8 protein-coding genes, 3 rRNA genes and 1 pseudogene are annotated in these 14485 nt (G+C 66.9%); 10 read left to right on the plus strand and 2 right to left on the minus strand.

Features of this window, described 5'->3' with window-relative positions; all coding sequences use genetic code 11:
* Positions 1–8 precede the first annotated feature (8 nt).
* From GL259_RS21875 to proC, 3 genes are all read left to right on the plus strand, one after another.
* Positions 9–848, plus strand: a complete 840-nt coding sequence (locus tag GL259_RS21875; RefSeq protein ID WP_159535061.1) for an ABC transporter ATP-binding protein — start codon at positions 9–11, stop codon at positions 846–848.
* A complete protein-coding gene (locus tag GL259_RS21880) occupies positions 845–1630 on the plus strand; it encodes an ABC transporter permease (protein WP_159535062.1) in 786 nt (261 codons plus the stop codon). The genes GL259_RS21875 and GL259_RS21880 overlap by 4 nt, the downstream gene beginning before the upstream one ends.
* A 102-nt stretch (positions 1631–1732) precedes the next feature.
* Positions 1733–2545 (plus strand): pyrroline-5-carboxylate reductase, encoded by an 813-nt coding sequence (gene proC / locus GL259_RS21885; protein WP_159535063.1) that lies wholly within the window; start codon positions 1733–1735, stop codon positions 2543–2545.
* Between the two features lie 24 nt (positions 2546–2569).
* On the opposite strand, the pseudogene GL259_RS21890 reads toward proC, so the two are convergent.
* Together GL259_RS21890 and trpS are read right to left on the minus strand one after the other, a co-directional pair.
* Positions 2570–3165: pseudogene (locus GL259_RS21890) on the minus strand (cysteine hydrolase family protein).
* A gap of 143 nt (positions 3166–3308) precedes the next feature.
* Positions 3309–4343, minus strand: coding sequence for a tryptophan--tRNA ligase (gene trpS, locus GL259_RS21895; protein ID WP_159535064.1), 1035 nt, complete (start codon positions 4341–4343; stop codon positions 3309–3311).
* Positions 4344–5175: 832 nt separating this feature from the next.
* Here trpS and GL259_RS21900 point away from each other — a divergent pair.
* The 7 genes from GL259_RS21900 (at position 5176) to GL259_RS21930 (ending at position 14461) form a co-directional block, all read left to right on the plus strand.
* Positions 5176–6700, plus strand: a 16S ribosomal RNA gene (locus GL259_RS21900).
* A gap of 308 nt (positions 6701–7008) precedes the next feature.
* Positions 7009–10129, plus strand: a 23S ribosomal RNA gene (locus GL259_RS21905).
* Positions 10130–10203: 74 nt separating this feature from the next.
* Positions 10204–10320 (plus strand): 5S ribosomal RNA (gene rrf / locus GL259_RS21910).
* Together the 16S, 23S and 5S rRNA genes form the textbook arrangement of a ribosomal RNA operon.
* A 62-nt stretch (positions 10321–10382) precedes the next feature.
* Positions 10383–11033, plus strand: coding sequence for an HAD family hydrolase (locus GL259_RS21915; protein WP_159535065.1), 651 nt, complete (start codon positions 10383–10385; stop codon positions 11031–11033).
* 60 nt (positions 11034–11093) lie between these two features.
* On the plus strand, positions 11094–12356 hold the full coding sequence (locus GL259_RS21920; RefSeq protein WP_159535066.1) for an MFS transporter: 1263 nt from the start codon (positions 11094–11096) through the stop codon (positions 12354–12356).
* Entirely contained in the window at positions 12307–13479 is a 1173-nt protein-coding gene (locus tag GL259_RS21925; RefSeq protein ID WP_159535067.1) for an acetoin utilization protein AcuC, read from the plus strand. The genes GL259_RS21920 and GL259_RS21925 overlap by 50 nt, the downstream gene beginning before the upstream one ends.
* Before the next feature lie 166 nt (positions 13480–13645).
* Positions 13646–14461 (plus strand): phosphatase, encoded by an 816-nt coding sequence (locus tag GL259_RS21930; protein WP_159535068.1) that lies wholly within the window; start codon positions 13646–13648, stop codon positions 14459–14461.
* Positions 14462–14485 lie beyond the last annotated feature (24 nt).

The following is a 14485-nucleotide window of genomic DNA, read 5'->3' on the forward strand; positions in this document are numbered from 1 at the left end:
TTCATCACATGATGAATTACTCCTCCGGGCCGCCGCGCCCGGACACCCCGCACGGCGACGAGGAGCCGGGCGCGGACGGCCGGGGTGACACCGCTCCGGCCGTCCGCGCCCGGGACCTCACCGTCGTCCGAGGCCCCCGCACGGTCCTGCGCGGCCTCGACCTCACCGTCCCGCGCGGTCGGATCACCGGCCTCCTCGGCCCGTCCGGCTGCGGCAAGTCCACCCTGATGCGCGCCGTCGTCGGCACCCAGGCCAAGGTCTCCGGCACCCTGGACGTCCTCGGCCTCCCCGCCGGCCACCCCACCCTGCGCACCCGCATCGGCTACGTCACCCAGGCGCCGTCGGTCTACGACGACCTCACCGTCCGCCAGAACCTCGACTACTTCTCAGCGGTCCTCCACCCCGGCCGCACGACCGCCGACCGCCACCACGACGTGGAACGCGTCCTCGCCGACGTCGACCTCACCAGCCACGCCGACGCCCTCGCCGGCAACCTCTCCGGCGGCCAGCGCAGCCGCGTCTCCCTCGCCGTGGCCCTCCTCGGCACCCCCGAACTCCTGGTCCTCGACGAACCCACGGTCGGCCTCGACCCGGTCCTGCGCCGCGACCTCTGGCAGCTCTTCCACACCCTCGCCGAACGCGGCGCCACCCTGCTGATCTCCTCCCACGTCATGGACGAGGCCGAGCGCTGCCACCGCCTCCTGCTCATGCGCGCGGGCGAGATCCTCGCCGACGACACCCCCGACGCCCTCCGCACCCGCACCGGCTCCGAGACCGTCGAGGCGGCCTTCCTGCACCTGGTGGACGAGGCGATCGCGGCAGGCCGCACCAAGGAGACCACCCGATGAGCACCACCCGCCCGGCGGCGACCGCACCGGCCCCGACCGGCGCCCTGAACCTCTCCCGCACCACCGCCACCGCGGCCCGGGTCCTGCGCCAGCTCCGCCACGACCCGCGCACCGTCGCGCTGATGCTGCTCGTCCCCTGCCTGATGCTGTTGCTGCTCCGCTACGTCTTCGACGGCAGCCCGCACACCTTCGACAACATCGGCGCCTCGCTCCTGGGGATCTTCCCCCTGATCACGATGTTCCTCGTCACCTCGATCGCCACCCTGCGCGAACGCACCTCCGGCACCCTGGAACGCCTCCTCGCCATGCCGCTGGGCAAAGGCGACCTGATCGCCGGCTACGCCCTCGCCTTCGGCACCCTCGCGATCATCCAGTCCACCCTCGCCACGGGCCTCGCCCTCTGGTTCCTGGGCCTCGACGTCACCGGCAGCCCCTGGCTGCTCCTCCTGGTGGCCCTGCTCGACGCCCTCCTCGGCACCGCCCTCGGCCTGTTCGTCTCGGCCTTCGCGGCCTCGGAGTTCCAGGCGGTCCAGTTCATGCCGGCGGTGATCTTCCCCCAGCTCCTCCTCTGCGGCCTCTTCACCCCCCGCGACGCCATGCACCCGGTCCTCGAGACCATCTCCGGCGTCCTCCCCATGTCCTACGCCGTGGACGGCATGAACGAGGTCCTCAAGCACACCGACATGACCGCCGCCTTCGTCCGCGACGTCCTGGTCGTCGCCGGCTGCGCCCTGCTCGTCCTCGGCCTCGGCGCCGCCACCCTGCGCCGCAGGACGGTATGACCGCTCCCCACCCGTCCCGCCCACCGGACACGCCCCCGTCCCCGCACCCCCGGGTGCGAGGATGAACCAGGACGACGCACACCCCGGAGGGCACCCCCAGCCATGACCCAGAAAGTCGCAGTCCTCGGCACCGGCAAGATCGGCGAAGCCCTGCTCAGCGGAATGATCCGCGCCGGCTGGGCCCCCGCCGATCTCCTGGTCACCGCCCGCCGCCAGGAACGAGCCGAAGAGCTCCGCGCCCGCCACGGAGTCACCCCGGTCTCCAACCAGGAGGCCGCCAAGACCGCCGACACCCTGATCCTCACGGTCAAACCGCAGGACATGGGCGCCCTCCTCGACGAACTCGCCCCGCACGTCCCCGCGGACCGCCTGGTCATCAGCGGCGCCGCCGGCATCCCCACCGCCTTCTTCGAGGACCGCCTCGCCACCGGCACCCCCGTGGTCCGCGTCATGACCAACACCCCCGCCCTCGTCGACGAGGCCATGTCGGTCATCTCCGCCGGCAGCCACGCCACCGCCGACCACCTCGCCCACGCCGAGGAGATCTTCGGCGCCGTCGGCAAGACCCTCCGCGTCCCCGAATCACAGCAGGACGCCTGCACCGCCCTCTCCGGCTCCGGCCCGGCCTACTTCTTCTACCTGGTCGAAGCCATGACCGACGCCGGCATCCTCCTCGGCCTGCCCCGCGACAAGGCCCACGACCTGATCGTCCAGTCCGCGATCGGCGCCGCCACCATGCTCCGTGACAGCGGCGAGCACCCGGTCAAGCTCCGCGAGAACGTCACCTCCCCCGCCGGCACCACCATCAACGCCATCCGCGAACTCGAGAACCACGGCGTACGAGCGGCCCTCATCGCCGCCCTGGAAGCCGCCCGCGACCGCAGCCGCGAACTCGCCACCGGCACCAAGGACTGACGGGACCGACCCGACCGGGCGCGGTCACCCCGCCGCGTCCACCACCTCCTTCGTGGTCACCACACGCGCGAAGCCGTCCCCGTGCAGGGACACCGCCGACGCCCGCGCCACCTCGTCCGCACTGAGCCTCCAGCCGAACGGCCCCTCCAGGTCGAAGGTGTACGTCGCGTCGAACGGCACCACCACGTCGTACCCCAGGTTCCCGCCCATCCGGGCCGTCGTCTCCACGCACAGGTTGGTCTGGATCCCGACCACCACGACCTGGGAGATCCCCGCGCCCCTTAACCAGGCGTCGAGATCGGGCGAACCGTAGAACGCCGAGTTCACGCTCTTCGTCACCAGCAGCTCCGCCCCCGCGCCCCCTTCCCGCGCCGCGCCTGCACGTACTCCTTGAACGCGTTGCCCTCCTGCCCCGGCCACAACGGCGACTCCGGCTTGACCGAGTCGTGCCGCACGAACACGACCGGCCGGCCCGACGCCTGCCACACGTCGATGAGCGAGGCGATGTTGTCGTCCGCCCCGGGGTGGTTCCGCGACCCCCAGAACGCGAGGTCCTCGAAACCCTTCTGCACGTCGACGACCACCAGCGCCGCGTTGTCAGCGATCTCTGCGATGTCCATGCCCCTGATCGTGGTGTCCCGACGCCCCGCACCCCAGAGGCACAAAGGTCAGTGAGCAGGGATTTACTGCCACGGGGCCGGCCTCGGCAGCGAGGACGCGCCGCGCCGGCGCACCACGACGCGTCCCGCCACCGGCCTCCCGCCTACCGAGCCGCGTTCAGCACGGGGGTCCCGCTGTCCGCGCCCGCCGGCAACAGCCCGATCGCCCGGTAAGCCGTATCCACGATCGGCCGGGACATGGCCCGCGCCCGCTCCGCACCGTCCCGCAGCACCCCCTCCACATAGCCAGGATCCGCGCACAACTCCTTGTGCCTCTCCTGCACGGGCCTCAGGACCTCGACCACGGCCTCCGCGGTGTCCTTCTTCAAAGCGCCGTACGACTCATACACACCGCCCAACGCCTCCGGGTTCCCGCCCGAGCACGCCGCGAGGATCTCCAGCAGATTGGCCACCCCCGGCCGCGACTCCCGGTCGTACACGACGTCCCGCCCGCTGTCGGTCACCGCCCGCATGACCTTCTTGCGCACCACGTCCGGCTCGTCCAGCAGATAGACGATCCCCGGCCCCGTGTCGTCGCTCTTGCCCATCTTCGCCGTCGGGTCCTGCAGGTTCATCACCCGCGCCGCCACCGTCGGATGCGTGGCCCGCGGCACCACGAACGTGTGCCCGTACCGCTGGTTGAACCGCACCGCGAGGTCCCGGGTCAGCTCCACGTGCTGCGCCTGGTCGTCCCCGACCGGCACCTCGTCGGCCCCGTACGCCAGGATGTCCGCCGCCATCAGCACCGGGTACGTCAGCAGCGACAGCCGCACGCTCCCGCCCCGCCGCTGCTCCCGCGCGGCCTTCTCCTTGTACTGGATCATCCGCCGCATCTCGCCGTCCGTGGCCACGCACTCGAGCAGGTACGACAGCCGCGCGTGCTCGTCCACATGACTCTGCACGAACACCGTGCACAGCTGCGGATCCAGTCCGGCCGCCAGCAGCAGCGTCGCCGCCTGCCGGCTCAGCCTGCGCACCCGCGCGGGGTCGTGGTCCACGGTCAGCGCGTGCAGATCGACGATGCAGAACAGCGCCTCCGCCCGGTGCTGGTCGACGGCGGCCCACTGCCGCATGGCCCCCAGGTAGTTCCCCAGCGTCAGGTGTCCGGTCGGCTTGATCCCGCTGAAGACCCGTGTCATCTCTTCTCCGTCTCCTGTCCGAGGCCGCCGTCCCGGTCGGCCGCCCCTCGGAGCTCCGGAGGAGAAACAAGATCGGCCGCCGAGGCGGCGGCCGATGAGTGCATACGCAGGACGGCCGCCGTCAGGCGGCCCACCAGAACTGGCAGTACGTACGCGTCGTCATGCGGACCAGCGTAGCCCTCGGAGGAGGGGCGAGGCCGGCAGTTGACACAGCCCGACCGGATCCGTACTGTTCTCCGAGTTGTCCGACGTGAGAGCCGACTCCGGTCGGTCCCCGGACAGCCATTCCGCACCACCACCACTGCTCGACGACAGTCGTCTGTCTGCCGTCGTGTCATTGGCATGCGTATTCGCGAAATGAGGAATCCGCGCCCGAAAGGGTGCAGGCCCCCGATTAGCTCGGGAGTCAGGAATCCGCTAAAGTCTCACTCGTCGGAACGGCCCAACGGCCGGGAAGGCAAAACCCTCTGACTGGGAGTCAGGCCCGAAAGGATCTGATAGAGTCGGAACCGCCGGAAAGGGAAACGCGGAAGCGGGAACCTGGAAAGCACCGAGGAAATCGGATCGGAAAGATCTGATAGAGTCGGAAACGCAAGACCGAAGGGAAGCGCCCGGAGGAAAGCCCGCGAGGGTGAGTACGAAGGAAGCGTCCGTTCCTTGAGAACTCAACAGCGTGCCAAAAGTCAACGCCAGATATGTTGATACCCCGTCCATCCGGTTTCGGATGGTCGAGGTTCCTTTGAAAAAACACAGCGAGGACGCTGTGAACGGTTGGGCCTATTCCGCCCGACCGTTCCGCTCTCGTGATGTGTCACCGGACAGCCGGTAAACATTCACGGAGAGTTTGATCCTGGCTCAGGACGAACGCTGGCGGCGTGCTTAACACATGCAAGTCGAACGATGAACCACTTCGGTGGGGATTAGTGGCGAACGGGTGAGTAACACGTGGGCAATCTGCCCTGCACTCTGGGACAAGCCCTGGAAACGGGGTCTAATACCGGATACGACCATCTTGGGCATCCTTGATGGTGGAAAGCTCCGGCGGTGCAGGATGAGCCCGCGGCCTATCAGCTTGTTGGTGAGGTAACGGCTCACCAAGGCGACGACGGGTAGCCGGCCTGAGAGGGCGACCGGCCACACTGGGACTGAGACACGGCCCAGACTCCTACGGGAGGCAGCAGTGGGGAATATTGCACAATGGGCGCAAGCCTGATGCAGCGACGCCGCGTGAGGGATGACGGCCTTCGGGTTGTAAACCTCTTTCAGCAGGGAAGAAGCGCAAGTGACGGTACCTGCAGAAGAAGCGCCGGCTAACTACGTGCCAGCAGCCGCGGTAATACGTAGGGCGCGAGCGTTGTCCGGAATTATTGGGCGTAAAGAGCTCGTAGGCGGCTTGTCGCGTCGGTTGTGAAAGCCCGGGGCTTAACCCCGGGTCTGCAGTCGATACGGGCAGGCTAGAGTTCGGTAGGGGAGATCGGAATTCCTGGTGTAGCGGTGAAATGCGCAGATATCAGGAGGAACACCGGTGGCGAAGGCGGATCTCTGGGCCGATACTGACGCTGAGGAGCGAAAGCGTGGGGAGCGAACAGGATTAGATACCCTGGTAGTCCACGCCGTAAACGGTGGGCACTAGGTGTGGGCGACATTCCACGTCGTCCGTGCCGCAGCTAACGCATTAAGTGCCCCGCCTGGGGAGTACGGCCGCAAGGCTAAAACTCAAAGGAATTGACGGGGGCCCGCACAAGCGGCGGAGCATGTGGCTTAATTCGACGCAACGCGAAGAACCTTACCAAGGCTTGACATACACCGGAAAGCTCTGGAGACAGAGCCCCCCTTGTGGTCGGTGTACAGGTGGTGCATGGCTGTCGTCAGCTCGTGTCGTGAGATGTTGGGTTAAGTCCCGCAACGAGCGCAACCCTTGTCCCGTGTTGCCAGCAGGCCCTTGTGGTGCTGGGGACTCACGGGAGACCGCCGGGGTCAACTCGGAGGAAGGTGGGGACGACGTCAAGTCATCATGCCCCTTATGTCTTGGGCTGCACACGTGCTACAATGGCCGGTACAATGAGCTGCGATACCGCGAGGTGGAGCGAATCTCAAAAAGCCGGTCTCAGTTCGGATTGGGGTCTGCAACTCGACCCCATGAAGTCGGAGTCGCTAGTAATCGCAGATCAGCATTGCTGCGGTGAATACGTTCCCGGGCCTTGTACACACCGCCCGTCACGTCACGAAAGTCGGTAACACCCGAAGCCGGTGGCCCAACCCCTTGTGGGAGGGAGCTGTCGAAGGTGGGACTGGCGATTGGGACGAAGTCGTAACAAGGTAGCCGTACCGGAAGGTGCGGCTGGATCACCTCCTTTCTAAGGAGCATCTAGGTCCCGCAAGGGATCCAGAGCCACTACGCCAGCGAATGTCTGGCGGTGGTCAGCTCATGGGTGGAACGTTGACTACTCGGCACGGTCCAGGACGGACCAGGCGCTAGTACTGCTCTTCGGAGCGTGGAACGCTGATCTGGTCGGCTGATCGTGTCGGGCACGCTGTTGGGTGTCTGAGGGCACGGCCGCACGGTCGTCTCTCGGTTGCCGGCCCCGGTAAAGGTCCGCTTCGGCGGGTTGTGACGGGTGGTTGGTCGTTGTTTGAGAACTGCACAGTGGACGCGAGCATCTGTGGCCAAGTTTTTAAGGGCGCACGGTGGATGCCTTGGCACCAGGAACCGATGAAGGACGTGGGAGGCCACGATAGGCCCCGGGGAGTCGTCAACCAGGCTTTGATCCGGGGGTGTCCGAATGGGGAAACCCGGCAGTCGTCATGGGCTGTCACCCGCTGCTGAACACATAGGCAGTGTGGAGGGAACGCGGGGAAGTGAAACATCTCAGTACCCGCAGGAAGAGAAAACAACCGTGATTCCGGGAGTAGTGGCGAGCGAAACCGGATGAGGCCAAACCGTATGCGTGTGAGACCCGGCAGGGGTTGCGCATGCGGGGTTGTGGGATTTCTCTTGATCAGTCTGCCGGCTGGTCGGCGAGTCAGAAACCGTATGGATAGGCGAAGGGCATGCGAAAGGCCCGGCGTAGAGGGTAAGACCCCCGTAGTCGAAATCTGTACGGCTCGCTTGAGAAACACCCAAGTAGCACGGGGCCCGAGAAATCCCGTGTGAATCTGGCGGGACCACCCGCTAAGCCTAAATATTCCCTGGTGACCGATAGCGGATAGTACCGTGAGGGAATGGTGAAAAGTACCCCGGGAGGGGAGTGAAATAGTACCTGAAACCGTGTGCCTACAAGCCGTGGGAGCGTCGGACATCAGCTTGCTGGTGTCTCGTGACTGCGTGCCTTTTGAAGAATGAGCCTGCGAGTTTGCGGTGTGTTGCGAGGTTAACCCGGGTGGGGTAGCCGTAGCGAAAGCGAGTCCGAACAGGGCGCTTCAGTAGCACGCTCAAGACCCGAAGCGGAGTGATCTAGCCATGGGCAGGTTGAAGCGGAGGTAAGACTTCGTGGAGGACCGAACCCACCAGGGTTGAAAACCTGGGGGATGACCTGTGGTTAGGGGTGAAAGGCCAATCAAACTCCGTGATAGCTGGTTCTCCCCGAAATGCATTTAGGTGCAGCGTCGTGTGTTTCTTGCCGGAGGTAGAGCACTGGATAGGCGATGGGCCCTACCGGGTTACTGACCTTAGCCAAACTCCGAATGCCGGTAAGTGAGAGCGCGGCAGTGAGACTGTGGGGGATAAGCTCCATGGTCGAGAGGGAAACAGCCCAGAGCATCGACTAAGGCCCCTAAGCGTACGCTAAGTGGGAAAGGATGTGGAGTCGCACAGACAACCAGGAGGTTGGCTTAGAAGCAGCCACCCTTGAAAGAGTGCGTAATAGCTCACTGGTCTAGTGATTCCGCGCCGACAATGTAGCGGGGCTCAAGCGTACCGCCGAAGTCGTGTCATTGCAGCAATAAGCCCCAACGGGTGCTGTGATGGGTAGGGGAGCGTCGTCTGCCGGGTGAAGCAGCCGCGGAAGCGAGTTGTGGACGGTTGACGAGTGAGAATGCAGGCATGAGTAGCGATTCACACGTGAGAAACGTGTGCGCCGATTGACTAAGGGTTCCTGGGTCAAGCTGATCTGCCCAGGGTAAGTCGGGACCTAAGGCGAGGCCGACAGGCGTAGTCGATGGATAACCGGTTGATATTCCGGTACCCGCTGTGAAGCGTCAAACACCGAGCATCGTGATGCTAAGGCCGTGAAGCCGCCCCGGATCCTTCGGGTGAAGGGGAGTGGTGGAGCCGCCGGCCCAAGCGGTTAGTAGGTGAGTGATGGGGTGACGCAGGAAGGTAGTCCAGCCCGGGCGGTGGTTGTCCCGGGGTAAGGGTGTAGCCCGAGTGGTAGGCAAATCCGCCACTCATGAGGGTGAGACCTGATGCCGAGCCGATTGTGGTGAAGTGGATGATCCTATGCTGTCGAGAAAAGCCTCTAGCGAGTTTCATGGCGGCCCGTACCCTAAACCGACTCAGGTGGTCAGGTAGAGAATACCGAGGCGTTCGGGTGAACTATGGTTAAGGAACTCGGCAAAATGCCCCCGTAACTTCGGGAGAAGGGGGGCCACATCCGGTGACGGCACTTGCTGCCGGAGCTGGGGGTGGCCGCAGAGACCAGCGAGAAGCGACTGTTTACTAAAAACACAGGTCCGTGCGAAGCCGTAAGGCGATGTATACGGACTGACGCCTGCCCGGTGCTGGAACGTTAAGGGGACCGGTTAGCTCACCTTCGGGTGGGCGAAGCTGAGAACTTAAGCGCCAGTAAACGGCGGTGGTAACTATAACCATCCTAAGGTAGCGAAATTCCTTGTCGGGTAAGTTCCGACCTGCACGAATGGCGTAACGACTTCTCGACTGTCTCAACCATAGGCCCGGTGAAATTGCACTACGAGTAAAGATGCTCGTTTCGCGCAGCAGGACGGAAAGACCCCGGGACCTTTACTACAGTTTGATATTGGTGTTCGGTTCGGCTTGTGTAGGATAGCTGGGAGACTGTGAAGCTCGGACGCCAGTTCGGGTGGAGTCGTCGTTGAAATACCAGTCTGGTCGTGCTGGATGTCTAACCTGGGTCCGTGATCCGGATCAGGGACAGTGTCTGATGGGTAGTTTAACTGGGGCGGTTGCCTCCTAAAGGGTAACGGAGGCGCCCAAAGGTTCCCTCAGCCTGGTTGGCAATCAGGTGTTGAGTGTAAGTGCACAAGGGAGCTTGACTGTGAGACCGACGGGTCGAGCAGGGACGAAAGTCGGGACTAGTGATCCGGCGGTGGCTTGTGGAAGCGCCGTCGCTCAACGGATAAAAGGTACCCCGGGGATAACAGGCTGATCTTCCCCAAGAGTCCATATCGACGGGATGGTTTGGCACCTCGATGTCGGCTCGTCGCATCCTGGGGCTGGAGTCGGTCCCAAGGGTTGGGCTGTTCGCCCATTAAAGCGGTACGCGAGCTGGGTTTAGAACGTCGTGAGACAGTTCGGTCCCTATCCGCTGTGCGCGCAGGAGTCTTGAGAAGGGCTGTCCCTAGTACGAGAGGACCGGGACGGACGAACCTCTGGTGTGCCAGTTGTTCTGCCAAGGGCATGGCTGGTTGGCTACGTTCGGGAGGGATAACCGCTGAAAGCATCTAAGCGGGAAGCCTGCTTCGAGATGAGGACTCCCACCCACTTGATGGGGTAAGGCTCCCAGTAGACGACTGGGTTGATAGGCCGGATATGGAAGCACGGTAACGTGTGGAGTTGACCGGTACTAATAGGCCGAGGGCTTGTCCTCAGTTGCTCGCGTCCACTGTGTTGGTTCTGAAACCACGAACAACCCGAAGCCGGTTGTTGATTGTTTCATAGTGTTTCGGTGGTCATAGCGTAGGGGAAACGCCCGGTTACATTCCGAACCCGGAAGCTAAGCCTTACAGCGCCGATGGTACTGCAGGGGGGACCCTGTGGGAGAGTAGGACGCCGCCGAACAATTCTTGATGGAAACCCCCGTGCCGTTCGGCACGGGGGTTTTCTGCGTTTAGGGTCGGATCATGCGCTATGACCTCGTCATCTTTGACAACGACGGTGTTCTCGTCGACAGCGAGCCCATTTCCAACCGGCTTCTCGCCGCCTATCTCACCGAGCTCGGGCATCCCACGTCGTACGAGGAATCCATCCGCGACTACATGGGTTCCGCCATGCACCGCGTGCACGATCTGGTCGTGGAGCGGACCGGGCAGCGGTTGCCGGCGGACTTCGACGACGTGTTCCACGCCCGGGTCTTCGCCGCGTTCGAGCGGGAGCTGAAGCCGGTGGTGGGTGCCGTGGAGGTGCTCGAGAAGCTGGCCGCGGACGCGGTGCCGTACTGCGTGGCCTCGTCCGGGAGCCATGAGCGGATCCGGGTGGGGCATCGGACGACAGGGCTCGACCGGTGGTTCGACGATGAGCGGATCTTCAGTTCACAGGATGTGGGCAGGGGGAAGCCGGCGCCGGATCTGTTCCTGTACGCGGCCGAGCGGATGGGGGTGGCACCGGAGCGCTGCGTGGTCGTCGAGGACAGTCCGCTGGGCGTCCGGGCGGCGGTCGCGGCCGGGATGGACGTGTACGGGTTCACCGCGATGACGCCCGCGGAGAAGCTCACCGGGACCACTCGACTCTTCGGGGACATGCGGGAGTTGGCCGGGCTGCTCGACGGGAACTGAGGAAGATTCACCTTTGGCCGGATCTACCCACGGGTACACCGGAGTCCTACGCTCGCCGCCATGACTGATGTGCTGCGGCGCGGCAGGCTCTCGCTGGCGTTCGGCTTCCTCGTCCAGGGCGTCGCCTTCGCTCTGCTCGTGACGCGGATTCCGGCCGTCCAGGACCGGTACGGGGTCTCCGACGCGCTGCTGCCCGTCTTCCTCGCCGCCGTGCCGGTCCTGGCCGGCATCGGGAGCGTCACGACGGAGCGGCTGGTGAGGCGGGTGCCGCCGAGCCGGGTGCTGCGGTGGTCGCAGCCGGTGGTGCTGCTGGCGCTGCTCGGGGTCGGGGCGGGGGAGCACCTGGCCGGGCTGGGCGTGGCGCTGGCCGCCTTCGGGCTGGCGGTGGGGGCGCTGGACGCCTCGATGAACATGCTCGGGGTGAGTCTGCAGCAGGCGTACGGGCGCAGCATCATGCTCGGGTTCCACGCCGCGTACAGCCTGGGCGGGATCGTCGGGGCGTCGCTCGCCTGGGTGGGGGCGCACGAGGAGCTGGCGCTGTGGGTGTCGTACCTGCCGGTGGTGCTGGTGCTGCTGCCGGCCGCGCTGGTCGGGAGCCGGTGGTACGTCGACAGGGGCGGCCGGCCGGTGGCCGGGGACGAGCCGCCGGCGAAGGGCGCGGCGCCCGGGAGCGCGGCGGGGGAGGGCAGGGCCGCCGGGCTCGGGTGGCTGGTGCCGTTATGCCTGGTGATGACGGTGGCGTACATCGGGGACTCGACGGTGTCCAACTGGAGCGCGAAGTACCTCCAGGACGTGCTGGGGGGTTCGGAGCAGCTGGCGACCGTTCCGTACAACGTCTACATGGTCACCACGCTGCTGGGGCGGGCGATCGGGGACGCCGGGGTGCGGCGGTTCGGGGCGGTGGCGGTCGTGCGGGCCGGGGCGGTGGTGGCGGCGGCGGGGTTCGCCGTGGTGGCCGGGGCGCCCGGGGCGTGGGCGGGGATGCTGGGGTTCACGCTGCTGGGGCTGGGGCTCTGCGTGCTGGTGCCGCAGACGTTCGCGGCGGCGGGGCGGCGCGCCCTCGAGCTCCACGGCCCGGGGACCTCGGACGCGGCCGTGGCGCGCCTCAACGTCTTCAATTACGTGGGCTTCCTGATCGGTTCGCCGTTGGTCGGTGCGCTCGGCGACGCCTGGAGCCACCGCGGGGCGATGCTCGTGCCGATGGTGTTGGTCCTGGTGACGCTGGTGTGCGCCAGGTCGTTCGCGGCTCAACCGGACCGATACGGTGGCGGGCATGAGCGGCCGCGCACAGCTGATGTGGGACGAGGCAGTGACGAACTATGACTTCGGCCGGGACCATCCGATGGATCCTGTCCGGCTCGCGCTGACCCGGAGTCTGGTCGGTGCCCTCGGGCTCGACCGTGAGGTGGAGGTGGTCGCGGCGAAGGCGGCCGGGGAGTCGACGCTGCGGCTCGTCCACCGGCAGGACTACATCGACGCGGTGAGGGCCGCGTCGGCGGACCCGGGGTCGGCGGACCCGGCGTACGGGCTGGGGACGATGGACGATCCCGCGTTCGCGGGGATGCACGAGGTGTCGGCGCTGATCGCGGGGCAGTCGGTGGGGGCGGCGGAGGCGGTGTGGCGCGGGGACGCGCTGCACGCGGTGAACTTCGCGGGCGGGCTGCACCACGCGATGCCGGGGGCCGCCTCCGGCTTCTGCGTGTACAACGACGCCTCGCTGGCGATCGCCCGGCTGCTGGAGCTGGGGGCCGAGCGGGTCGCGTACGTCGACGTCGACGTGCACCACGGGGACGGGGTGCAGGCGGCGTTCTGGGAGGACCCGCGGGTACTGACGATCTCGCTGCACGAACACCCGCGGACGCTGTTCCCGCAGACCGGGTGGCCGGAGGAGACGGGGGCGGAGGTCGCGGAGGGCAGCGCGGTCAACGTGGCCCTGCCGGCCGGGACCGGGGACGCCGGGTGGCTGCGGGCGTTCCACTCCGTCGTGCCGGAGCTGCTCGCGGAGTTCCGGCCGCAGGTGCTGGTGACGCAGCACGGGGCCGACACCCACTTCGAGGATCCGCTGGCGCACCTGGCGGTGTCGCTGGACGCGCAGCGCGCGGTGCAGGCGGCCTGCCACGAGCTCGCGCACGCGCACGCCGACGGGAGGTGGGTGGCGCTGGGCGGTGGCGGATACGCGGTGGTGGAGGTCGTGCCGCGGTCCTGGACCCATCTGGTGGGGATCGCGGCCGGGCGGCCCGTGGACCCCACGACGGTGATCCCCGAGGGCTGGCGGCAGGAGGTCTACGCCCGGACCCGGCAGCCGGCGCCGCGCCGGATGACCGACGGGCGGTGGCCGGTCTCCTGGGCCGCGTGGGACGCGGGGTACGACCCGGCGGACCGCCTGGACCAGGCGATCCTGGCGGCGCGGCGCGCGGTGTTCCCGCTGCGGGGGCTGCTGGCGTAGGCCCGCAGGTCCGTCGCGCCGGTTGGGGCGTGTGCCGCGTGGGCCGTACGGACCGCACGGGCCCGCGGGCACGTGTGCCGGGAGGTCTGAGGGGCCGTTACGCCGACCGTGCGGTGTTCCCCGGTTCCGGCCGCGCCCCGCCCCCGTGTCCCGCACCATCGTGTCCGTGCTGACCACCGCCGACCTCCGTGCCCACCTCCTGACCGCCCGGCTCGCCGGGGTCGTGGGCACCACGCGGGAGGAGAGCCTGCGGAGCTACCGGCTGTTCGCCGCCCGGGACCCGCGGGTGCTGATCGGGCTGGATCCCGAAGGGGCATGGGAGGAGCGGGAGTTGCTCGCGCTGATGGCGCAGAGGTGCGGGGTCTCGGCCGATCCCCGGCACACCTCCGGCCATGAGGTGATCGACCCCGAGCGGACCCTGGCCGCCCTGGACGCCTGCGCGGGGCGGCTGGCGGCCGCCGCCCGGCGGGGCGCGCCCGTCCTCCTCGGCACCGGTCACCCGCACCGGCTGCTCGGTTTCTACGCCGCCCTCGCAGACGCGCTGTCGGCGGCGGGATGTGCCGTCCTCACCCCGGCGCAGGGTCGCTGTGTCGACATAACGACCCGGTTCGGTCTACGCACGTACAACCTCGACTACGTACGGGGAGTCGGACTCGTCCGCGGAGCCGCCCCGGAACGCCCCGGTCGTGAGCCCGGCGCACACACGCACTCCCCCCTCCCGGTTCGGACCGCGCTCGACGCGGCCGCGGCGGCCGGCGGGCCGCTTCCGGAGTTGGTGATCGGGGACCACGGCTGGGCCTGCGGAGCAGGTCAGCTGGGGTTCGAGGCCGTCGCGTTGGCCGATGTGAACGACCCGGCCCCGTTCGTCGGGGAAGCCGAGGGGGCGGTGTCCGTCGTCGTTCCACTTGATGACGGCGCGCGGGCCGGTTACTACCTGCCGCTGACCCGCTACGTACTCAAACGAGCGTGTCTGTCACAGTAGGCCGCCGATGGGTGCACCTCTTCC

The organism is Streptomyces sp. Tu 3180 (assembly GCF_009852415.1).
In the GTDB taxonomy this organism is placed as follows: Bacteria; Actinomycetota; Actinomycetes; order Streptomycetales; family Streptomycetaceae; genus Streptomyces.